A 22,313-nucleotide genomic window follows, 5' to 3' on the forward strand; every position below is an offset into this window, starting at 1 on the left:
GCCGGACGTGGATCGGTCACGCAAGTGACTGATTCACGTGAGCACGTCCGGGCATGTACCGGAAGTGCGATAGAAGAAAGCGACAGGAAGTGGCTTTCTTCACAGGCTCTGAGAGCTCAGCGCTCGCGGTCCTGATGCGCGCCTTCGCGCGGCTGCGCCAGCAAGTCCATCACCGCCTGCCGCGCCTCCTCCACCCCGGTGCCGGCGGACGAAGAAAACACCTGGGCGGTGGCGGACAGGTTTTCGGCGGCGAACTGCTTGCGCAACGCGGCCAGTGCCTGCGCCGCCTGGCCCCGCGAGATCTTGTCCGCCTTGGTCAGCAGCACGTGGCACGGCAGCTGGGTGTCGAAGCAGAACTGCAGCATCAGCCGGTCGAATTCCTTCAGCGGATGGCGGATGTCCACGATCAGCACCAGCCCGCGCAGGCTGCGGCGCTGGTGCAGGTAGGCGTCGATCTCCTGCTTCCAGTGCTCGCGCATGTCCAGCGGCACCTTGGCGTAGCCGTAGCCGGGCAGGTCGATCAGGCGCAGGTCGGGGGTCGGTCGCTCCTGCGCATCCCGGTGCGGCGGCAGGCTGAAGGCCACCATCTGCTGGGTGCGCCCCGGCGTCTTCGAGGTGCGTGCCAGTCCCTTGTGGTTGGTCAGTGCGTTCAGCGCACTGGACTTGCCCGCGTTGGAACGGCCGGCGAAGGCGACTTCCGCGCCCTGGTCGACGGGAAGCTGGCTGATGCGATGGGCGGCGAGCACGAATTGCGCGCCCTGGAGGGGATTCGACATGGGGATGGTTTGACCAAGCTGGGGTGGCACAGGGATAATTCTTCGGTTTCTGCCTGTTGCGGACCGCATGGCCGCAATCGCTGGCAGTGTTTGCAAGTCTCTCGGGAGTCAAGTGTATGAGTTTTCGGTCCGCTGGTTTTCGGCCCGCTGTTCTCGGGTCCGCCATGGCCCTCGTGTTCGCGCTGTCCGCCAGCGCCGCGATGGCCCAAGATGCCAAGCCGGAGACCGCGGCCCCCGCTGCCGCCAGCACCGCCGCTGCAGCGCCTGCCGCACCGGCCGTCGCCGCTGCTGAAGCCCCGGCCAAGCCGGGCGACGCCACCGCGGGCCAGGCCAAGGCCGCCGTCTGCGGCGCCTGCCACGGCATGGACGGCAATTCCGCCGACGCGCAGTACCCGAAGCTGGCCGGCCAGAGCGAGCAGTACATCGTGCGCCAGCTGACCGACTTCAAGGCCGGCAAGCGCCAGAACCCGATCATGATGGGCATGGCCGCGCCGCTGTCGACCCAGGACATGCACGACGTGGGCGCCTACTTCGCCAGCAAGACGGCGCTGCCGGGCGTGGCCGACCAGGCCCTGGTCGAGCACGGCCAGACGCTGTTCCGCCAGGGCGATTCGACCCGTGGCATCCCGGCCTGCATGGCCTGCCACAGCATCGACGGCCGCGGCAATCCGGGTGCGATGTATCCGCAGCTGACCAGCCAGCACGCGCAGTACATCGAGGCGACGCTGAAGTCCTGGCACGACGGCACCACCTGGGGTGACGACGCGCACGCGCAGATCATGCCGGCGATCGCCAAGCAGCTGACCCCCGACGACATCGCTGCCCTGGCCAGCTACATCGAAGGCCTGCACAGCGCCGACAGCCAGCCGGCCGCCACTCCCTGATCGAACCCGCGCCGACCTTCAAACGTCGGCGCGCTGGTTTTCGCGCCCCACTTTCGAGGTCTGCCATGTTGAAGCGTCTGCCGTTCCTGTGTGCCGCCCTGCTCGCGCTTGCCGCCTGCAGCCATGACAGCAACAACGGCAGCCCCGCCGCCGAGGCCAGCGCTCCGGCCGTCACCAGCACGGCGCCGGCCAGCGCCGTGAGCAGCCCCGCCACGGCCGCTGCCGCCAGCACCGCCGCGACGCCCGCCAGCAGTGCGACCGTCGCGCCGGCCCAGGCTCCCGCCGAAGCGGCAACGCCGGCGGTGGCCGCCGCGCCGTTCGTGGACACCGGCAAGTGGGTCGAGGGCAAGAACTACTTCCGCATCGATCCGGCGCAGCCGACCAGCCACCCCGGCAAGATCGAGGTGACCGAGGTGTTCTCCTACGGCTGCCCCGCCTGCAACGCCTTCCATTCCACCGTCGACCGCATCGCCAAGAGCCTGCCGTCGGACGCGGTGATGAACTACCTGGCCGCCTCGTTCCGTCCCGACGAAAACTGGCCGATGTACCAGCGCGCGTTCTACACCGCGCAGGCGCTGGGCGTGGTCGACAAGAGCCACGACGCGATGTACGACGCGGTGTGGAAGAGCAAGGAACTGTCGACCTACAACGCCACCTCCAGCGGACTGAAGCCGCACGAGGCGTGGCCCACGATCGAGGACGCGGCGAAGTTCTACGCCAAGTACGGCGTCGACCCGAAGGAATTCGTGGCCGTCGCCAACTCGTTCAGCGTCAACACCCAGATGAAGCGCGCCGACGACCTGATGAAGGCCTACGGCGTGGAAAGCACGCCGACCATGATCGTCAACGGCAAGTACCGCTTCACCGCCGGTGACGCGGGCGGCTACGCGCAATCGATCGAGCTGACCTTGTGGCTGGTGTCGAAGGAAGCGGCCGGCAAGTAGGCGCTTCGGTTAAGCTGGTCAGCCGGCATCCCCACCGCATTCGAGCGAAGAAACCCATGTTCCAGCGATTCGCCTGTTCCCGCGTCCTGATCCTGCTTGCCGGCCTGCTGCTGGCCACCGCCTGCACCGCGAAATCCGGTGCGGTGGACCCGTACACCGACGGCGCCGAGTACGTCACCCTGCCCGCCCCGCACCAGCGCTACAGCAGCGAGGGCAAGGTGGAAGTGGTCGAGGTGTTCTCGTATGGCTGCATCCATTGCGCCCACTTTGCGCCGGTGGCCGATGCGCTGGCCAAGCAGTTCCCCAAGGGCGTGGAGTTCAAGCTGCTGCCGGCGCCGTTCAGTGCCGAATGGGTGCCGTTTGCCCGGGCGTTCTACGCGGCCAGGCAGCTGGGCGTGCTGGATCGCACGCACCTGGCCCTGTTCCAGGCGAAGTTCGAACAGCACTATCCGATCAACTCGATGAACGAACTGGCCGACTTCTACGCCCGCGCGGGTGTCGATCGCGCCGCGTTCATGCAGGCGGCCACGTCGACCCAGACCACCGACCAGATGAAGAGCGACCTCGCCCTGATCCAGAAGTGGCAGGTCGATGGCACGCCGACCATCGTGATCAACGGCAAGTACCGCGTCGCCGCGGTGCACTCCTATGACGAGATGGTCGCCGTCACGCAGTGGCTGGTGAAGCGCGAGCTGGCCGGCAAGTAATCGCCGGGTTCCCCGGCGGCTGGCGTGGCATTCACAACGGATGGATCATGCTTGCCGTCATCTCGGCGCATGAACCCATGCGCCGGCTTCCCCTTTTCGCGTAGTGGCCCGCCATGACTCGCGCCTCCGTTTCCACCGCCCCTGCCGAGCGCCATCTGCGCCTGCTGAGCTGCAACATCCTGGCCGGCGCCAGCGTGCAGCGCTATCGCCAGTACGTGACCCGCAGCCTCAGTGCAGTGCTGCCCGGGCGCAGCAAGATGGACAACCTCGACCGGCTCGCCGAAGTGCTGGCGCAGTTCGACGTGGTCGGCCTGCAGGAAGCCGATGCCGGCAGCCTGCGTTCGGGTTTCCTCAACCAGACCCGCTACCTCGCCGAAACCTCCGGCCTGCCGTTCTGGAGCCACCAGCCCAACCGGGCGATGGCGAGGCTGGCGCATTCGGCGAACGGGCTGATCAGCCGGCTCGAACCGCATTCGGTGACGGACTACCCGCTGCCCAGCCGCATCCCGGGCCGCGGCGCCCTGCTGGCCCAGTTCGGTGAAGGCGACAACGCGCTGGCGGTGATGATCGCGCACCTGTCGCTGAGCGCGCAGGCGCGCGCGCGCCAGCTCGGCTTCATCGCCGAGCTGCTGCAGGATTTCCCCCATGCGGTGCTGATGGGCGATCTCAACGCCGAGCCCGGCAGCGCCGAGATGAAGCATCTTTTCGCCAAGTCCACGCTGCAGCCACCAGCCCAGCCCACGCCCACCTTCCCCAGCTGGAAGCCGCGGCGGGCGCTGGATCACATCCTCACCTCGCCGGCGATCACGCTGGAGAAAACCTGGGCCTTGCCGCAGGCGTTCTCCGATCACCTGCCGCTGGCGGCGGAGATCCGCCTGCCGGCGCACGTCGGCGGCAAGGCCTCGGCGAAGCGCAGTCGATGACGTCGAACCGATGGCGACTGGCCTGGCCATGGCTGGCCCTGCTGCTGGTGGCGCTGCTCGGCGCGTGGTTGCGCTACGGCGTGGTCGAGCCCGGCTCGATGGCGCAGCAGTGCGGTGCCGGCCACGCGCCGTGGTGGTGCCCGTGGCGGCAACGGCTGGTACTCGGTTTCCTGCACAACGTGTATGGCATCGCGGCGCTGGTCGCAACCGCGCTCGCATTGTTGTGGAAGCGTCCGTGGCTGGCCTGGCTGGCCGCCGCGCTGGGCATCGTGGCGCTGCAGCTGTACTGCTTCGAGAGCGGCGCACTGGCCGCACTGATCGGCTGTCTACGCCTGATCAGGCTGCAGGCGGACGGCCTGCCGCCACGCCGACCACACCGGCAGGACCAGCAGCAGGTTCACACCCAGCCATAGCCACGCCACATGCGTGAGACCGGATTCCTGCCACAGCACCGTCGCCGCCAGCAGCGGCAGCAGGCAAGCCAGGAAGCGCTCCTCCAGCAACGGCATCAGCGGCGCGCGACGATCGGACAGCCAGCCGGACAGCGCGTAGCCGGCGCAGGGCAACAGGAACAGGCCCAGCGGAAAATCCCGGTAGCGCCCGTCGACCACCAGCAACAGGCCGTAGAAGCCCAGCGCGAACAACCAGCCCAGTCGCCACCACGACCGCGGCAGCGGCGGCGTCATCCCGCACAGGCGCGCGGCGATCCAGCGCGCCAGGCGCAGCGCGGTAAGCAGCGCCAGCACGCAGGCGCCCAGCGACACCGTCCATTCCCACGCGTCGCGACAGGCGTACCACATCTGCCGGAACTGCCAGGCCAGCGCGCCGCCGCTGGCCGCGCCGGCCAGCATCAGGGCCAGCCAGCCACGCGCTCCGCGCCAGCGACGCCGCCACGCACCGACCAGCAGGAACACGCCGGCGCCGGCCACGCCGGCCAGCCAGCCCGCCCACCAGTGCGGCTCTTCCACCACCGGCCCCTGCATCGCGAACTTCGGCCGCGCCTGCACATCGAAGATGCCCCAGTAGCCGCCCACGGTGCCTTCCTGGACGCGTTTCCACGGCTGGTCGAACGCTTCGATCACGTTGTACGGCATGTGCACGGTGGCCGCGTAGCGCAGGAATTCGCGCAGGTAGCGGGCCTCGTTGACCACGCTGGCGCTGGCCGCCTGGCGCGGGCGGCCGGCGCTGGGCCAGCCGGTCTCGCCGATCATCACGGCGCGGCCGGGAAACGCCTGCTGCACCTTCGCATAGACGTCGGCCACGTGCTGCACCGCCCGTTCGGGTGACACCGGCTGGTCTTCCCAGTACGGCAGGATGTGGATGGTCAGGTAGTCGACCGAGCCGGCCAGCTCGGGATGGCGCAACCAGAACTCCCACACGTCGGCGTAGGTCACCGGCACCGTGACCGCCTCGCGCACCTGTTTCAGATAGACGGCCAACTGGCTGGCCGGCAGATCGCCACGCAACAGCACCTCGTTGCCCACGATCACCCCGCGCAGCACCTGCGGATACCTGTTTGCGGTGGCGATGCCCAGTCGCACCTGCTCGGCGTTCGCCTTCGCGTCGCCGCCCAGCCAGATGCCCATCAGCACCTTCATGCCATGGCGTTCGGCGATCGCCGGCACCGCGCTCAGCCCCTGCCCTTGCGAATACGTGCGCACGCAATCGAAGCGCTGCGACAACGCGGCAAGGTCGGCATCGATGCGCTCGGCGCTGATGTGCGCCGTCGGGTCCAGTGGCGTCTCGCCGGCACGACGAAACGGCGCATACGACACGCAGGCGATGCGCGCCGACGGCGCATCCGGCAAGGCCACCGGTCGACCGATCGCCCACCACCACCACGCGGCGGCCAGTGCCATCACCACCAGCGCGAGCCACGCCGGCCAGACGCGACGGAAAACAGGCGAAGCAGCTGGCGACATGCCGATCCCGGTAAAGGCGTGGATGAAGCGCGACAGCTTAACAGGGCCCACCACGCACTCACCGAATGCCGACAAGTCGAAACGGGCCATCCACTACACTGGCCGCGATCCACCGCAGGAGTTGTCATGTTTTCATTCGCTTCGTCGCGGCGCGTGCCGCTGGCCTGGCTGGCGCTGGCCGGCGCCTGGCTGCTCACCGGCTCGACCGCACTGGCCGCCACGCCCGACGCCGCGCAACGCGTCGCCTTCAAGCAGGCGTATGCCGTCGCCCAGCAGGGCGGCGACGGCTGGCGCCAGTTTGCCGGCAACCTGCACGACTACCCCTTGTATCCGTACCTGGCTGCGGCGGCGCTGCAACACGACATCCAGCAGGTCGACCGCGCCAGCGTGGAAGCCTATCTCGCGCAGTATCCGGACTGGATCCCCGCGGCCGACCTGCGCCGCGCGTTCCTGCTGGAACTGGCGCGCCGACAGGACTGGAGCGGCTTTCTTGCGCTGTACCAGCCCGGCCTCGGCGACACGCTGAGCTGCGACGCGCTGCAGGCGAAACTCGCCGGCGGCGGCAAGCTGGACTTCCAGCGCGACCTGGCCGAACTGTGGACCCGTGCCAACCTGCCCGGCGCCTGCGATCCGGTGCTCGACGCGGCGCACGACCAGGGCCTGCTCACCGACGCACGGCTGTGGACACGGATCGATCGCGCGGCCGACGCCGGCCAGGCCGGCACCATCACCAGCCTGGCCAGCTGGCTGCCTGCCAGCGAACAGCCCACCGCGCAGCAACTGGCCACCGCGCTGCGTGATCCGGCCGCCGCGGTCGCCGATGCGACGAACTGGCCCGACGGCACGCGCCAGCGCCACGCCGTCACGCTGGCGCTGACCCGGCTGGCCCGACGCCAGAGCGACAGCGCCGACGCCGCGTGGCAGCAGCTGCAATCGCGCTTCACGCTGAGCGAAGCCCAGCGCAAGCGCATCCTGCAGACACTGGCGCTGTTCCGCGCCACCGACTTCGACGACGACGCCCTGGCCCGGCTGATCGCGCTACCCGCCGCCGCGCAGACCGACAGCACCCGCGAATGGCGCGTGCGCGTGGCACTGGCCCGGCAGGACTGGAGCGCGGCGCTGGCGGGCATCGAGGCGATGCCCGCTAGCCAGCAGCAGGATGGCGAATGGCAATACTTCCGCGGCCGCGCGCTGGCCGCGCTGGGCCGTGCCGACGAAGCCCGGCGGCAGTTCGCCGACCAGGCCGACCAGCCGACCTTCTTCGGCTTCATGTCGGCGGATCGGCTCGAACAGCCGTACGCGATCTGCCCGCTGACCCTGGCCGACGACCCGCAGCGCGAACAGCAGCTGCTGGCGATGCCGGGGCTGGTGCGCGCGTTCGAGCTGTACGCGGTGGACCTGCCGAAGCTGGCCCGGCGCGAATGGACACGCGCCCTGCAGGGCAGCGACGTCGCCACGCAAAGGATCGCCGCCGACATGGCCAACCGCCGCGGCTGGTACGACCGCGCCGTGTTCACCCTGAGCAGCGGCGATGCCTTGCGCCTGTATGACCTGCGCTTCCCGCTGGCCAGCCAGGACGGTCTGGTGCCGCAGGCCGAGCAGGCCGGCATCGAACCGGCCTGGGCCTACGGCATCCTGCGCGCGGAAAGCGCGTGGATGAGCGACGCGCATTCCGGCGCCGATGCACGCGGCCTGATGCAGTTGCTGCCGGAGACCGCGGCGCTGGTGGCCAGGCGCAACGGACTGGACTGGGCCGGCAGCGACAGCCTGTACGACCCGGCCACCAACATCGCGCTGGGCACCCGCTACCTGGCGCAGATGGCGGCGCGCTTCAACGGCTCGCCATGGCTGGCCAGTGCCGCCTACAACGCCGGCCCGAACAAGGTCGACCAGTGGCTGGCCGCCCGCGGCACCCTGCCCACCGACCTGTTCGTGGCCAGCATTCCCTACAAGGAAACCCGCGAATACGTGGCCCGCGTGATGGCCTTCAGCGTGATCTACGACTGGCGTCTGGACGGCCATACGGTGGTGCCGCTGGCCACCCGCATGGAGGCGATCGGCCAGCCCTACAGCCTGCCCGGCAATGGCACGCCACGCCGCGAAGTAAGCTGCCCGGCGCCGACCACCGCGCCGACGACGGCGCCGGCCAACGCCGCCAGCGTTTCTCGCTGACCGATCTCCGCACCTGTTTCAGCAAGGAACGCCGCCCATGGCCGCACAGCAACTCGTCATCCTCGGCGGCACCGGTTTCCTCGGCCAGCAGCTGGTCCCGCGACTGGCCGCCGACGGCCATCGCATCGTGCTGCTCAGCCGCGATCGCGAGCGGCATCGCGCACTCGCCGTGCTGCCGGGCGTGAGCGTGCGCAACGCCGACATCTACGATGACGCCGTGCTGCGCCGCCAACTGGCAGGCGCCGATGCGGCCATCAACCTGGTCGGCATTCTCAACCAGAGTGGTCGATACAGCTTTCAGCGCACCCACGTCGAACTGACCCGGCGCCTGATCGCCGCCTGCCACGACAGCGGCGTCGGACGCCTGCACCAGATGAGTTCGCTGAAGGCCGGCCAGGGCCTGTCGCAATACCTGAAGACGCGTGGCGAAGCCGAAGCCCTGGTCAGGGCTTCGGCACTGGACTGGACGATCTACCAGCCCAGCGTGATCTTCGGCCGCGGCGACGGCCTGGTCAGCCGCTTCGCCGCGCTGCTGCGGAACATGCCGGCGCTGCCGCTGGCGCGCGCGCAGTCGCGCCTGGCGCCGACCTGGGTCGGTGACGTGGCGGAGGCGATCGCCCGCTGCGTGAACCACGAGCGCCTGGGCCGGCAGCGCAGCTTCGAGTTGTACGGCCCTGACGTGCTCAGCCTGGACGAGATCGTGCGCCGCATCCGCGATGCCGCGGGCCTGCGCACGCCGATCGTCGCCCTGCCCGACAGCCTCGGCCAGTTGCAGGCACAGTTCGCCGAGCTGTTGCCGGGCAAGCCGTTTTCCCTGGACAACTTCCGTTCGCTGCGCACCGATTCGGTGGGCAAGGTGGATGGCTACGCCGCCCTCGGCATCACGCCCCAGCCGCTGGCGCCGTGGCTGCCGGTGCTGCTGGGCGAACCGGCGCGGCAACGCCGGCTGGCCGCGGCGCGATCGCTGCGGCGCTGAGCGGTTTTCAACCTCTCAGGTCGGACGCGCGATGGAAGCAAGTCGCAGGAAGTGGTTTTCTTCACGGACTCCGGGAAGTCGCTGCTCACCGATTCACAGCAGGCCCAGCAACACCCGCAACCGATCCAGCTTGCCGCGGTAGCGTGGCGCCCGCGGCTCCTGCCAGCGCAACGGCTCGCGCAGCCGCGCGGTGTTGCCAGCCGCGCCCTGGCGCCGGTTGGCCTGGACGTCCAGGCAGGCCTGGTCCTCATCGAGCCCGAGGAAGTTCAGCAGGTGATGCAGTTGCAGCGGCGGATCGGCCAGCAGCGATTCGTGCTCATGCACGAACACGCGCCCGCGATGCAGCTGCTGCCAGTGCGCGTAGAGTCCGTCGTAGTCGCGCCAGAAGCTCGCCAGTTCGTCGAGGTCGTAGCTGAACTCGTTGTAGGACGTGAACAACTGGCGATAACAGCTCAGGCAGTTCTCCAGCGGATCGCGACGGCAATCCACCAGTCGCGCGCCGGGCAACATGGCCATCGCCGCGCCCATCAGGTGCCAGTCCTGGTCGCTCTGGTCGATGAAGCAGCGCTTGTCGTCCTGCGCGCGCACGGCCCGCGCCAGATAGTCGCGGCCAAGCCGCGCCCAGTCCGTCGGCGTGGCCTCGATGGTCCACTGGGGAAATTCCCGCTGCCGGCGCCTCGATTCTTCCTCGATCACGGCACGCAGATGCTGCGGCCGCTCGCTCGCGTCCACCTGGGCATGCCCGGCAAGCACGCGCCGCAGCAGGCCGCCGCCCGAGCGCGGCAGCCCCGCGATGAAGACGACCTGCTCGCCCAGCCGCGAATCCTCGACCTCGCCCGGCGGCTGGGCGAAGGCCGCGCGGATGCGCGCGATCCGGGCGGACACCGACGCCGCGTTCCAGCTCACCAGCTTGCGCTTCTGTCCATTGGCCTTGCGCAGCGTGCGAAATGCGGCATGGTAGTCGCCCTGGTCCTCCAGGCAGCGGGCCAGCGCGAAGCCCAGCATCACGCGCGCCTGTGGCGACGTGCCGGGACGTTGCATCGCCTGTTTCAGGCGGGCCAGGTCATCCTTCGAAAACGGCTCGACCTGCAACCTGGCCAGGCCGAGCCACGCCTCGGCGTGATCCGGTTCATGCCGCAAGGCCTCGCGATAATTCGTGCACGCGGTGCCCACCGCACCCAGGCTGGCCTGGGCCTCGGCCAGCAGGCTGCGCATCACCGGATCGTCGGGGGCGAGGTCCACCGCCCGATGCAGCGCCGTGATCGCACCGGCCGTACGCCCCTGCTGCTGGAATGCACGGCCCAGGCTGAACCATGCCGGCGGAAAATCGGGAGCCAGTTCGCAGGCACGGCGCAAGGACGAAAACGCGGTGGCGAATTCGCCCCCGCTGTACAGCGACATGCCCAGGTTCATGTGCAGCAGCGCGTTGTCCGGCTCCGTGACCAGCGCCCGCCGCAGGATCGCCACCGCCCCGGCATGGTCGCCCCGGATATGCGCCACCAGCCCCTGCAGGCGCTGCGCCTCGACAAAATCCGGCGCCATCGCCAGCACGTCGGCCAGCGCCGCGCCAGCGGCGTCCAGCTCGCGACGCGCCATCGCCACCGTGGCCTCGTCGTAGCGCTGGCGCGCCGCCGCCGGCAGGCCGGCGGTGCGGCCGAGCAGCAGCGGATGAACCTGCATTGCCACCATCTTGCGTTTCCCGGATTACCCCATAGAGCCAGCTTAAGCGAGGGGGGCCGCATCTGGAAGCAATGATCCGGCCAGGCCATCCGCCATGAAGGCCCCGTTCCGGGAACAAAAACCCGCCTCACCCGTCTGTGGAAGCGGGGCGACCGCGGCATCGCGGCCATCCGTGCATGGCTTCCTCTACCATGATCCGCTCGTCCACCCAGGAATCGTTGCGCATGTCCGGCCATCCGGCAGCTCCCCCCTTGCAGGCGCAGAGCGCACTTTCGCCAGCGGCCGCGCAACATCTTGCCGAGGCGCGCGGTGCGCTGGGCCGCGGCGAACTCGAACACGCCGAACGGTTGTTGGTCCATGTGCTGGCATTGGCGCCCACATGCACGGAAGCGCACCGGCTGGCCGGCATTGCGGCGCTGATGGGCAACAACGTGGCCAAGGCCATCGAACATCTGCGGCATGCACTCGCCACCCGCCCGGACGACCCCACGCTCAACATGAACCTGGGCAGCGCGCTGATCGAAACCGGCGCCGCCGACGCGGGCCTGGCTTACCTGCAACGCGCCAGCGAGCTTGCGCCCCAGGACGCCGCAAGCTGGTACAACCTGGGCAAGGGCCTGCAGTTCTGCGCGCGCATGGAGAGCGCCCGCGACGCCCTGCAACAGGCGCTGTCGATCGAGCCTGCCCATCTGCAGGCGCGCAACACACTGGCAACCGTGCTGACCAGCCTTGGCGACACAGCCGCCGCCGTGGCGATCCACCGCGAAACCCTGCGGCGACAGCCGGATTGCGCCACCGCGTGGTTTGCCCTGGCCAACATGAAGGTCGAACCCTTCAGCGCAGACGACGTCACCGGGCTGCACGCCCAGCTGGCCCGCTCCGATCTTCCGGACGACGCGCGCCTGCTGCTGGGTTTCACCCTCGCCCAGGCACTGGAAGACCAGGGCGACCACGCACGCGCGTTCGACGTGCTCGGCGCGGCCAACGCGATGAAACGGCGCAACGTGTACTGGAGCCGCGACGAAGAACGCGCCCGTGTCGAGGCGATCGCCGCCGCCTTCACCGGCTCCCTGCCCGCACCGCTGGACCCCACCCTGGGCAAGGAGGCCATCTTCGTGGTCTGCATGCCGCGTTCCGGCTCCACCCTCACCGAGCAGATCCTCGCCGCGCACCCGCAGGTCGATGGCGCCGATGAAATCCTCGACTTGCCCCAGCTGCTCGACGAAGAATCCGCGCGCCGCGGAAAAGCCTTCCCTGCATGGGTGCCGGAGGCCAGCGCCGACGACTGGCATCGGCTGGGCCAGGCATATCTCGCGCGCACCCGGCGCTGGCGCCAGCAGCGTCCCCGCTTCACCGACAAGAACGTGGACAACTGGGCCTACGTGGGCGCTGCCTTGGCGATGCTGCCCGGCGCCCGCGTGGTGAACTCCCGCCGCGATCCGCTGGAAACCTGCTTCGCCCTGTACCGCCAGCTGTTCGGCAACCAGTCCGTCAATTACAGCTACGACCTGGATGACATCGTCGACTACTACGCCGGCTATGCGCAGTTGAGCAAGCTCTGGCAGCAGCGCCATCCCGCGCAATGCTTCGACCACGACTACGAAGCCCTGCAAGCCGAGCCCGAGGCGCAGATCCGCCGCCTGCTGGACTTCTGCGAACTGCCGTTCGACTCCGCCTGCCTGGCCTTCCACCAGTCATCCCGCACCGTGCTGACGATCAGCGCGGCACAGGTGAGGCAGCCGCTGCGACGGGATACGGCGCGCAGTGCGCGGTATGGAGAGAAGCTCGATGCGCTGCGGGAGAAGCTGCGGGCGGCGGGAGTGTCCTGGTCAGATGTTCGACCTGCCCGCGGCGAAGAGTAGGGGCTTCGGAAAGCCCATCCCACCGCCAGAACTGCGCCCAACCGTCGGTGCACCTGCCTGCCGTCGGATAATGGCCCTGACTCCTTTTGCTTCTCCATTTGTTCTGGCGCTGGATGAGGCGTAGCGGTTCACCGACGCGACAAGAGCCCGTGGCATCATCCCCCCATGCACATCTACCTGGTCGGCGGCGCGGTCCGCGACAAACTGCTGAAGCGCCCCGTGGTCGATCATGACCGCGTGGTGGTGGGTGCGACGCCGGAGGCCTTGCTGGCGCTGGGTTACAAGCCGGTGGGCAAGGATTTCCCGGTGTTCCTGCATCCGCAGACGGGCGAGGAATATGCGCTGGCGCGGACCGAGCGCAAGAGCGGGCGCGGCTATCACGGCTTCGTGTTCCAGGCCGACGCCACGATCACGCTGGAGCAGGACCTGGCGCGGCGCGACCTGACCATCAATGCGATCGCCGAGGACGAGCACGGCACATTGACCGATCCGTTCGGCGGCGTGGCCGACATCGAGGCGCGCGTGCTGCGCCACGTGTCCGAAGCCTTCGTCGAGGACCCGGTGCGGGTGTTGCGGGTGGCGCGGTTTGCCGCGCGTTTCGCGCCGCTGGGCTTCAGCGTGGCCGCGGAAACGATGGCCCTGATGCAGCAGATGGTGCGCGACGGTGAGGTCGATCACCTGGTGCCCGAGCGGGTGTGGGCCGAGACGCGCAAGGCGCTGGGCGAGGCGCGGCCGTCGGCGTTCCTGCGGGTGCTGCGTGAATGCGGTGCGCTGGCGGTGCTGTTCCCCGAAGTGGACGCGCTGTACGGCGTGCCGCAGCGCGCCGAGTTCCATCCGGAGATCGACACCGGCGTGCACGTGGAGATGGTGCTGGATGCCGCGGCGACGCTGGCGCCCGGCAACGACGTGGTGGGTTTCTGCGCGCTGACCCACGACCTGGGCAAGGCGCTGAGCCCGGCCGCCGAGCTGCCGCGCCACGTCGGCCACGAGCATCGCGGTGTGGCGCCGTTGCGCGCGCTGGTCGCACGGCTGAAGGTGCCCACCGAACATGCCACGCTGGCCGAGCTGGTCTGCCGCGAACACCTGAACGTGCATCGCGCGTTCGAGCTGAAGCCGGCCACCGTGCTGAAGCTGCTGACCGCGACGGATGCCTTGCGCCGGCCGGCACGGCTGGACCTTTTTCTCGTCGCCTGCACCGCCGACAAGCGCGGCCGCCTGGGCCACGGCGACGACGCCTACCCGCAGGCCGATTACCTGCGCGAGGCGCGGGCGGTCGCCGCCGCGGTCGAATCCGCCTCGTTCGTGGCGCAAGGCATGGCCGGCCCGGCGATCGGACAGGCGATGGAAAACGCGCGCGTCCAGGCGATCGCCGAGCTGAAGGCGAGCCCTTCGGGGAACCGATCCGCGGTATAAAGGCGCGATGATTTTGCCGCCCGCAACGGGCGGTGGCGTCCCCTTGCCTGTTTCGGAGTTGCCCGTGCCGCGTGCCTTTACCCGCCCCTCTCCCGTTCCCCAGCGCTTCCGCCCGCTATGGTGGCTGGCGATCAGCTACCTGGTGATCACCTTCGCCACCCGCGTGGTGCTGCTGGTGATGTCGGGTGCCGAGGTACCGCACACCGCGTTCAATCTCGCCTATGCGTTTGGCGTGGGACTGTTCTACGACGTGGTCACCTTCATCTACGTGGCGTGGCCGCTGGTGCTGTTCCTGTGGATCGTGCCGACCCGGTCGGGGCGGGTGGCGCCGCTGTTGCGCTGGCTGGCCTATGCCATGGCGATGGCGCTGGCGTGCACGCTCTGCCTGGTCGCGCTGCACCTGCACTATCACGCCGGGCTGAAGGAAACCTGGCCGGCACTGCTGCCGTTCCTGTTCGTGCTGCCACTGGCGGCGTTCACTTACACCTCGCGCGCCGGCCAGCGGGTGCTGTACGGGTTCGCGCTGCTGCTGATCTACGGCCTGCTGTTCGTGGCCGCCTCGGAGCTGGTGTTCTGGAACGAGTTCAGCGTGCGCTTCAATTTCATCGCGGTGGACTATCTGGTCTACACCACCGAGGTGATCGGCAACATCCGCGAGTCGTACCCGATCGGCCTGTGGGTGAGCCTGCTGGCGGTGCTGGCGCTGCTGGTGCTGGCGGTCGGCCACCGCGCCCTGCGCGTGCGCGACGATGGCAGCCGCTTCTGGCAACGAGGCAAGGTCGTGCTGCTGTGGCTGGTGCTGACGGTGATCTCGGTGGCCGCGGTGAACGGCAGCATGAAGGACCGCACCGGCAACAACTACGTCAACGAGCTGGCCGGCAACGGCATCTACCAGTTCTTCAACGCCTTCCGCAGCAGCCACCTCGACTACGCGAAGTTCTACCGCACCCTGCCCGACGACGACGCCTTCCGCCGCGTGCGCGAGATGCTGAAGACGCCGGACTCCAGCTATGTGAGCAGCGACCTGCACGACCTCACCCGGGCGATCCGCCGCAGCGGCCCGGAGAAGCGCCTCAACGTGGTGCTGATCAGCGTGGAGAGCCTGTCCGGCGATTACCTGGGCACCTTCGGCAACCCGCAGAAGATCACCCCCTACCTCGACTCGCTGGTCGACCACAGCCTGTTCTTCGACAAGCTGTACGCCAATGGCACGCGCACCGTGCGCGGGCTGGAAGCGCTGTCGCTGTCGGTGCCGCCGACGCCCGGCGATTCGTTGCTGAAGGCGCATGACAACGAGAACCTGTTCTCGCTGGCGGACATCTTCAACGACCGCGGCTACCAGTCCGACTTCGTCTACGGCGGTTACGGCGAATTCGACAACATGAACCAGTTCTTCGGCAGCAACGGCTACCGCACGGTGGACCGGCGCGACATTCCGAAGGGCGCCACGATCCACGGCGAGAACGTGTGGGGCGTGGCCGACGAGGACCTGTATACGCTGGCGCTGGGCCAGATGGACCAGATCCACGCCGCGGGCAAGCCGTTCTTCCTGCACATCATGACCACCTCGAACCATCGCCCGTTCACCTTTCCGGCAGGCCGGGTGAAACAGGCCAACGGCACGCGCGAAGGCGCCGTGGCGTATACCGACTGGTCGATCGGCGACTTCATCCGCCGCGCCCGCGAAAAGTCCTACTTCGACGACACCGTGTTCGTGATCACCGCCGACCACTGCGCCTCCAGCGCGGGCAAGACCAGCGTGCCGATCAACCGCTACCACATCCCGCTGTGGATCTACTCGCCGAAACACATTCCGCCGCAGCGGGTGGACCGGCTGATGGGCCAGGTCGACATCGCGCCGACCGTGCTGGGCCTGCTCAACTTCAGCTATCGCACGCGCTTCTTCGGCTACGACCTGTTCCAGCTGGAAGCCGGTCGCGAGCGGGCCTTCCCGGCCACCTACGAAAAGCTCGGCTACCTGCACGACGACGTGCTCACCGTGCTGGAGCCGCAGCGCAAGCTGGAGCAGATGAAGCCGGACTACGCCACCGGCGACGCCACGCCGATCGAGCCGCAGGACCCGCAGCAGATCGCCGACGCAGTGGCCTATTACCAGGTGGCCAGCGACCTGTTCAAGCGCGGCCAGCTGGGGCGGCGCCCGGCGGATTCGACGCCGGTGGAGCCGCTGCCCGTGGCCGCCAGCGCGCTTCCCGCGTCCCCCGGCTCGGCGCCCGCACCCGCCAGTTCGGCTCCGGCAACCGCCAGTTCGGCAGGGTCAGCGCCGGCGACGATGCGCTGAGAACGCTTCCACGCTCGCCAGCACCCTGGCGAGCGGCGTGCGCAGCAAGCCCAGCGCGATGACCACGCCGATGCCGTCGGCCAGCACATCGAAGGCATCGGCATCGCGGGGCGGGTCCAGCCACTGGGCGAACTCGATGAGGATGCCGAAGGCCAGGCAACCCAGCGCCGCCCATGCGCGTGGCCGCTGGTCGCGATAGACATTGCCCCACCAGCCCATCAGGCAGGTGAAGGTGATCGCGTGCAGCAGCTTGTCGCCGTACGGGAAGACCAGCGTGACGCCCGGATCGGGCGTCAGCGCCATCCACAGCGTCCAGGCCATGATCAACCCGCCGAGCACGACCCAGGCTTTGTGCCAGCGCAGCCGTCCAGACGTCTGAACGCGGAGCGCTTCGATCAAAGCCGGCCACCCTGGTCGGCGGCCAGCAACTCGGCCGGCAGCGGCAACGCTTCCAGCCCCCGCGCCAGCAGCATTGCCTGGAAGCGCTCGCCCATCTGGTCGGGCAACATCAGGCGCTTCACCTGCTGGGACAGCCGGTAGCGGGCGTGTTCGTCGGGCGCCTTTTCGTGGGCGTCCTCGAACACCTGCTGCAGGCCCGCGCCGATCAGGAACTGCGCCTGGGGCAGATACGCCGCCACGCCAAAACCGGCGCTATTGCCGGCCTCGGCCAGCGCGGTGAAATCGACCGAGGCGGTGAGGTCGTTGAGGCCCGGCAGGTATAGCGGGTCGTTGTGCGCATGATGACGGTAGTGCGCCATCAGGGTGCCGTCGTCGCGCTCGGGCAGGTAGAACTCGCGGCGCACATAGCCATAGTCGACGAAGAGCATCAGTCCGGCCACCAGCGACCCGGCCACCGCCTGCACCCAGTACGGCAGCTGCGGCAGGATTTCCGAGCGATAACCGTCGGCGAATTCGGCGCCCAGGTCGCGCTCGACGTGGCGCACGGCGCCGGACACCAGCGCATCGGCCGGTCGATCGGTGCGCTTCAGGCGACCTTCGCCGTCCAGCACCACATGTTCTTCGAACACTTCGCCATCGCGCATACTGAAACGCGTGGCCGGCAGGGCGTCGATCACCTCGTTGGCGAACAGCACGCCGCGCCAGTCCTGCTCCTGCGGCCGATCCAGCCATTGCACGCGCGCATTGAGTTCGGCCGGAAGATTCGCCAGCAGGCGTTCGCGCTGGCGCTCGCGCAGATCGGCGCTCGGCTCCAGGATCAGGTAATTCCGCGGCAAGCTGCCGGCGGCGGCGAGCGCTTTCAGTGCGGACTCGGCAAACGCGCCGCTGCCGCCACCGAGTTCGAGGAAGTCCGCCTGCTCGCCCAGCATCGCCAGGACCGGCTGCACCGCGTTCACCACGCAGCCGGCGAACAGCTCGCCCAGTTCCGGCGCGGTGACGAAGTCGCCGGCCGCGCCGAACTTGGTGCGACCAGCGCTGTAATAGCCCAGCCCCGGCGCGTACAGGCAACGCTCCATGTACTGCGCGAACGGCATCGGCCCGTGCGAGGCGATCTGCTCGCGCAGCAGTTGCAACAGGTGATCGGAGTGGGCGCGTTCGTCGGCGCCGGGCTCGGGTAAACGGGTTTGCATGGATGCGGCCCTGAAATTCAGCGCCGCAAGGATAGCGGATGAAGCCGCCGAGCCCGCGTGACGAATGCCATCGCCACGCGGGCCGGGGTTCAGAAGTCCTTCTGCAGGCTCAGGTACACGCCGCGACGGGGGCCGAACTGCGGGGCGCCCACGCCGATGCCGCTGCCGTCGCGCAGTTCATACGTGCGATCGAGCGCATTGATCACCGCCAGTTGCGCGTGCAGCTTGCCGAAACCAGCGAAGGCGAAGTCGTGCGCGACGTTGAGGTTCAGCTGGAAGTACGCGGGCAGCGAGGCTCCGTTCGGCACGTCGCCGTCCTTGCGCAGGCCGCTGCCGAAAAGATAGTCGGCACCGACACGAGTGCTGTCGTTCAGCGCGACGTTGATGCCACCGGACGAGGTGAGCTTCTGGTCGTGGTCCAGGAAGATCCAGTGGTTGTTGACGTAAGCCAGGTCGTCGGGATCGAAGTTGTACTGGCTGGTGATGATGCGCTGGCCGATCGCCTTGCCCAGCGAGGCGTTGAAGTACGCCGACAGCGGGCCCTGCTCGTAATTGGCGGTGAACTCCACGCCCTTCACCCGGCCCGCCGCGTAGTTGAAGGTGGAATAGACCAGGGCGGAGCCGAACTGGCCTTCGTCCTGCAGGCGCTGCACCTTGCGGTAGTAGGCGTCCACGCCCACGGTCCAGGCCGAACCGAGGTTCTGCGAGATGCCCGCGTCGAAATAATCCGAGCGTTCGGCCAACGGCGTGTTGTTGCCGGTGTCCGCCACGGCGTTGGTGGTGCCGTCGAATTTCGCGATGTTGCTGCTGGCGATCATCTCGGTCGCTGGCGGCGTGAAATAGCGCGAATAGCCGGCATGCACCACCGTGCTGCCGGTGGCCTGCCAGACCAGGCCAGCGCGGGGACTCAGCTGGCTCTCGCTGCGCGCCAGCTGATAGCGGTCGCCACGCAGGCCGTAGTTCAGCGTCCAGTTGGCGCCGAGGCTCCATTCGTCCTGCACATAGGCCGACCAGGTCCTTGCGGTGAGGCGGCTGGCGTCGAGGATGTTGACCGGTGTGGTGCTGGCCTGGTTGCCGTCGGCGTCGACCGGAAACACCCACGCGTCGTTGCCGCTGGCCGCGCGCTCGAAGCTGCCGTAGACGCCGTAGCGCAAGGTATGGTGATCGCCCATCGGCGTGGCGAAATCCGCCTGCAGCGTGCTGGCCCGGTTGCTGCGGGTGACACCGGAGGCGACGCCGTTGAACATCAGCTCGCCGATCCGGTCCGGCGCATAAGCGAGGCCGCTGTAACGCTGGCCGACGGACACCTGATAATCGGTGGCGCCCAGCTTGCCCTGCAACGCCAGCACGCCGAAACGGGTGCTCTCGCGCTGACGCTGGGCGAGGTCGGCCGAGTTGAAATTCACCGTGTCCAGGTAACCGAACTGCGGCGTCTGGTCCGGGTTGTTCGGGATATCGAAGCGGTTGTTGGCGACGCCGAACAGGAAACTCAGGCGGGTGTCCTTGTCGATCAGGTAGCTGATGTCGCCGAAGCCCTTCGCTTGATTCGTGTGGTCGTGGATCGGCTTGCGGCTCGCCGTGGGGTTCTCGATGCCGGCGTCGTTCTCCATGTAGTTGCCGGTGAAGAACCAGCGCCAGCGATCGTGGCTGCCCCACACCGATGCATTCGGATTCAGCGTGCCGTTGCTGCCGCCGGTAATGCCCACGCTGCCGCCATTGCCCAGGTCGTGGCCGCTCCTCGTGGTGATGTCGACCACCGCCGCCGTGCGCAGGCCGTACTGCGCCGGCAACGCACCGTCGAGCAGCTTCACGGTGTGGATCGTGCGCGCGTCGAGACTCTGGCCGAAACCGCCGATCGACTCGGGGATGATCACACCGTTGATGCGATATTGCAGGTTGGCGTGATCGCCGCGCACGTGCAGGCCACCGTAGGAATCCTGCACCACGCCCGGCGCCTGCAGCAGCACCTGGTTGATCGGCGTGGACGCGCCCAGCGGCAATTGTGCGATCGCCTTGTGATCGATCACGTACTGGCTGCTGCCGGTATCGGGCGACAGTGCGTTGCGGGCCTGGTCGAGCGCGCCCGACACCGAGATCGCATCCAGATCCTGCACCTGCGGTTGCCGGTTGCGACTGCCGCTGTCGGCCGGATCGTCGCCATGCGCCGCCGCAGTGGCAGCGGGGTCGGCAACGGTGGCATGGATGGCGAACGGCATGGCCAGCGCGACGGCAAGAGCCAGGGCGAGCGGGGAGTGTGTCATCGGGATTTCCGGCAGGGACGAGAAGTTGAATTGTTATGTTATAACATATCCAACACGGCGCACGACCGCCCGGGCCAGAAGTCACGCACCGTGTGACCGGCCATCGTGTTGAGCCCCGCTTCACGCGCACTCCCTAGACTGCGAAGAACGCAAGCCGCGCGCATTCGCCTCGTCTGCACGGAGTCGCCCATGAGCAAGTCACCCAGCCAACAGGTTCCCGCAGTCATCGCGCCGGGCGAGCCGGGCAGGATCACCGCGGCGATCCTCGATTTCGTCAGCGAAGTACCGGGCAGCCGGATCGACAGCAGCAAGGAACCGGCGAACGAGGCGCGCAAGCTGGCCAGCCGCGCCGCCCAGCGCGCCGCGCTGACTGCCGGCTCGCTGGCCTTGCCGCCAGGTCCGCTGGGCTGGCTGACCTTGTTGCCGGAGCTGATCGCGATCTGGAAAATCCAGGGGCAGATGGTCAGCGACATCGCCGCCGCCTACGGCCGCCACGCGAGTCTGGGGCGCGAACAGATGATGTGGTGCCTGTTCCGCCACACCGCGGCGCAGGCCTTCCGCGACCTGGTGGTGCGCATGGGCGACCGGCTGATCTTCCGCCGCATGTCGTGGGGCGTGGCCCAGCGCGTGGCGAAGCAGATCGGCGTGAAACTCACCCAGCGCACGCTGAGCAAGGGCCTGTCGCGCTGGCTGCCGGTGGTCGGCGCACTGGGCGTCGGTGCCTACGCGTACTACGACACCGGGCAAGTGGCCGCCACTGCGATCGAGATGTTCGAGAGCGAGATGACGATCGAGGAAACAGCCGACGCGGACGCCGCGACCACCGGCAAACCGAAACCGGTGCCGAAGCCGAAGCCGGCCGCGAAAGCGGCGCGGCGCGTGGCCGGCAAGCTGGTCGACAAGGCGGTCGCCACGGCCGCCCGCAAGGTCGCCGGCGCCGCGCAAAAAGCTGCCCGCAAGACGCACCCGAAGAAGCCCGACCCGCCCCAGCGCGGGTGACGCTGACGCGGCTTTGCGGCAAGCTGCAGGCTGCACAGTTGCCGGAGCCGCCGCATGTCACCTTCCGATGAACGACCCGGCGCAGATCGATCCGGCGCGGCTCGACCCGTCGCGCTGATCACCGGCGCCAGCCGTCGGGTCGGCGCGGTGATCGCGCGGACGCTGCATGCAGCCGGCTACGAGGTGGCGCTGCACTATCGTCATTCGGCCGCCGACGCACGTGCGCTGGCTGACGAGCTCGAAGCGCAACGCAGCGGCAGCACCCTGCTGCTGCAGGCCGAACTCGCCGAGCTATCGACGTTGCCCGGCATGATCGATCAGTTGCTCGAGCGCTATGGCCGTCTGGATGCGCTGGTCAACAACGCGTCGGCGTTTTTTCCCACGCCCGCGGACACGGCCACCGCCGAACAGTGGAACGCGCTGTTCGCCTCCAACGCGCAGGCGCCGTTCTTCCTCAGCCAGGCCGCCATCCCCGCGCTGCGCGCATCGGGCGGCGCCATCGTCAACATGATCGACATCTACGCCGAGCGTCCGCTGGCCGGGCATCCGCTGTACTGCATGGCCAAGGCTGCGCTGTCCGCGATGACCCGCTCGCTGGCGCTGGATCTGGGCCCCGACATCCGGGTCAACGGCGTCGCCCCCGGCGCCGTGCTGTGGCCGGGCGACGGCAAGGCCTACGACGACCAGCAGGCAATGCTGGCACGCACGCCGCTGCAACGCTCCGGCTCACCGGACGACGTGGCCAGCGCGGTGCTGTGGCTGCTGCGCGACGCACCGTTCGTGACCGGGCAGATCATCCGGGTGGATGGAGGAAGGACGTTGGCGGTGTGAGGTTCGGGCGTCGCTTCGATGGGCGATGCGGTAGCGTGGACCCCACCCCTGCCCTCCCCTGCTCGCAGGGGAGGG

18 protein-coding genes are annotated in these 22,313 nt (G+C 68.6%); 12 read left to right on the forward strand and 6 right to left on the reverse strand.

Features of this window, described 5'->3' with window-relative positions:
- Positions 1-116: 116 nt before the first annotated feature.
- Complete coding sequence (yihA, locus tag ASD82_RS01430; RefSeq protein ID WP_056714369.1) at positions 117-776, reverse strand: ribosome biogenesis GTP-binding protein YihA/YsxC; 660 nt, start codon at positions 774-776, stop codon at positions 117-119.
- Positions 777-940: 164 nt separating this feature from the next.
- Here yihA and ASD82_RS01435 point away from each other — a divergent pair, with 164 nt between their 5' ends.
- From ASD82_RS01435 to ASD82_RS01455, 5 genes are all read left to right on the forward strand, one after another.
- Positions 941-1,660 (forward strand): c-type cytochrome, encoded by a 720-nt coding sequence (locus ASD82_RS01435; protein ID WP_056714372.1) that lies wholly within the window; start codon positions 941-943, stop codon positions 1,658-1,660.
- Positions 1,661-1,725: 65 nt separating this feature from the next.
- The gene (locus tag ASD82_RS01440) at positions 1,726-2,604 is read left to right on the forward strand and encodes a thiol:disulfide interchange protein DsbA/DsbL (protein ID WP_056714375.1); all 879 of its coding nucleotides are present in this window, start codon (positions 1,726-1,728) and stop codon (positions 2,602-2,604) included.
- Positions 2,605-2,660: 56 nt separating this feature from the next.
- On the forward strand, positions 2,661-3,311 hold the full coding sequence (locus ASD82_RS01445; RefSeq protein WP_056714378.1) for a thiol:disulfide interchange protein DsbA/DsbL: 651 nt from the start codon (positions 2,661-2,663) through the stop codon (positions 3,309-3,311).
- 113 nt (positions 3,312-3,424) lie between these two features.
- Complete coding sequence (locus ASD82_RS01450) at positions 3,425-4,234, forward strand: endonuclease/exonuclease/phosphatase family protein (RefSeq protein WP_056714382.1); 810 nt, start codon at positions 3,425-3,427, stop codon at positions 4,232-4,234.
- Positions 4,231-4,647 (forward strand): hypothetical protein, encoded by a 417-nt coding sequence (locus ASD82_RS01455; RefSeq protein WP_056714384.1) that lies wholly within the window; start codon positions 4,231-4,233, stop codon positions 4,645-4,647. Before ASD82_RS01450 ends, ASD82_RS01455 begins: the two co-directional genes overlap by 4 nt.
- On the opposite strand, the gene ASD82_RS01460 is transcribed toward ASD82_RS01455, so the two are convergent.
- Entirely contained in the window at positions 4,561-6,246 is a 1,686-nt protein-coding gene (locus ASD82_RS01460) for a glycoside hydrolase family 17 (RefSeq protein WP_235580604.1), read from the reverse strand. The two genes, ASD82_RS01455 and ASD82_RS01460, sit on opposite strands and share 87 nt — an antisense overlap.
- Before the next feature lie 36 nt (positions 6,247-6,282).
- Here ASD82_RS01460 and ASD82_RS01465 point away from each other — a divergent pair, with 36 nt between their 5' ends.
- Both ASD82_RS01465 and ASD82_RS01470 read left to right on the forward strand, forming a co-directional pair.
- On the forward strand, positions 6,283-8,328 hold the full coding sequence (locus ASD82_RS01465; RefSeq protein WP_056714387.1) for a transglycosylase SLT domain-containing protein: 2,046 nt from the start codon (positions 6,283-6,285) through the stop codon (positions 8,326-8,328).
- 37 nt (positions 8,329-8,365) lie between these two features.
- Positions 8,366-9,304, forward strand: a complete 939-nt coding sequence (locus tag ASD82_RS01470; protein WP_056714390.1) for a complex I NDUFA9 subunit family protein — start codon at positions 8,366-8,368, stop codon at positions 9,302-9,304.
- 93 nt (positions 9,305-9,397) lie between these two features.
- Here ASD82_RS01470 and ASD82_RS01475 read toward each other — a convergent pair whose 3' ends face one another.
- Entirely contained in the window at positions 9,398-10,993 is a 1,596-nt protein-coding gene (locus tag ASD82_RS01475) for a sulfotransferase (RefSeq protein WP_056714393.1), read from the reverse strand.
- A gap of 167 nt (positions 10,994-11,160) precedes the next feature.
- Between ASD82_RS01475 and ASD82_RS01480 the strand changes: the two genes are divergently transcribed.
- The 3 genes from ASD82_RS01480 (at position 11,161) to ASD82_RS01490 (ending at position 16,558) form a co-directional block, all read left to right on the forward strand.
- The gene (locus ASD82_RS01480; protein WP_082585207.1) at positions 11,161-12,846 is read left to right on the forward strand and encodes a tetratricopeptide repeat-containing sulfotransferase family protein; all 1,686 of its coding nucleotides are present in this window, start codon (positions 11,161-11,163) and stop codon (positions 12,844-12,846) included.
- 165 nt (positions 12,847-13,011) lie between these two features.
- Complete coding sequence (locus tag ASD82_RS01485; protein ID WP_056714397.1) at positions 13,012-14,259, forward strand: multifunctional CCA addition/repair protein; 1,248 nt, start codon at positions 13,012-13,014, stop codon at positions 14,257-14,259.
- Positions 14,260-14,323: 64 nt separating this feature from the next.
- Positions 14,324-16,558 carry an LTA synthase family protein gene (locus ASD82_RS01490; protein WP_056714420.1) on the forward strand — a complete coding sequence of 745 codons (2,235 nt, stop codon included), beginning with the start codon at positions 14,324-14,326 and terminating at the stop codon, positions 16,556-16,558.
- On the opposite strand, the gene ASD82_RS01495 is transcribed toward ASD82_RS01490, so the two are convergent.
- From ASD82_RS01495 to ASD82_RS01505, 3 genes are all read right to left on the reverse strand, one after another.
- Positions 16,535-16,879 carry a VanZ family protein gene (locus tag ASD82_RS01495; protein WP_235580605.1) on the reverse strand — a complete coding sequence of 115 codons (345 nt, stop codon included), beginning with the start codon at positions 16,877-16,879 and terminating at the stop codon, positions 16,535-16,537. The genes ASD82_RS01490 and ASD82_RS01495 overlap by 24 nt on opposite strands.
- 74 nt (positions 16,880-16,953) lie before the next feature.
- Entirely contained in the window at positions 16,954-18,147 is a 1,194-nt protein-coding gene (locus ASD82_RS01500) for an SAM-dependent methyltransferase (protein ID WP_056714402.1), read from the reverse strand.
- 89 nt (positions 18,148-18,236) lie between these two features.
- A complete protein-coding gene (locus ASD82_RS01505; RefSeq protein ID WP_056714406.1) occupies positions 18,237-20,408 on the reverse strand; it encodes a TonB-dependent receptor in 2,172 nt (723 codons plus the stop codon).
- A gap of 189 nt (positions 20,409-20,597) precedes the next feature.
- On the opposite strand from ASD82_RS01505, the gene ASD82_RS01510 reads away from it, so the two are divergent.
- Together ASD82_RS01510 and ASD82_RS01515 are read left to right on the forward strand one after the other, a co-directional pair.
- Positions 20,598-21,407, forward strand: a complete 810-nt coding sequence (locus ASD82_RS01510; protein WP_056714409.1) for a hypothetical protein — start codon at positions 20,598-20,600, stop codon at positions 21,405-21,407.
- Positions 21,408-21,461: 54 nt separating this feature from the next.
- The gene (locus ASD82_RS01515) at positions 21,462-22,238 is read left to right on the forward strand and encodes a pteridine reductase (protein ID WP_056714413.1); all 777 of its coding nucleotides are present in this window, start codon (positions 21,462-21,464) and stop codon (positions 22,236-22,238) included.
- Positions 22,239-22,313: the final 75 nt, after the last annotated feature.

Source organism: Rhodanobacter sp. Root179, from assembly GCF_001428465.1.
Classification (GTDB): Bacteria; Pseudomonadota; Gammaproteobacteria; order Xanthomonadales; family Rhodanobacteraceae; genus Rhodanobacter.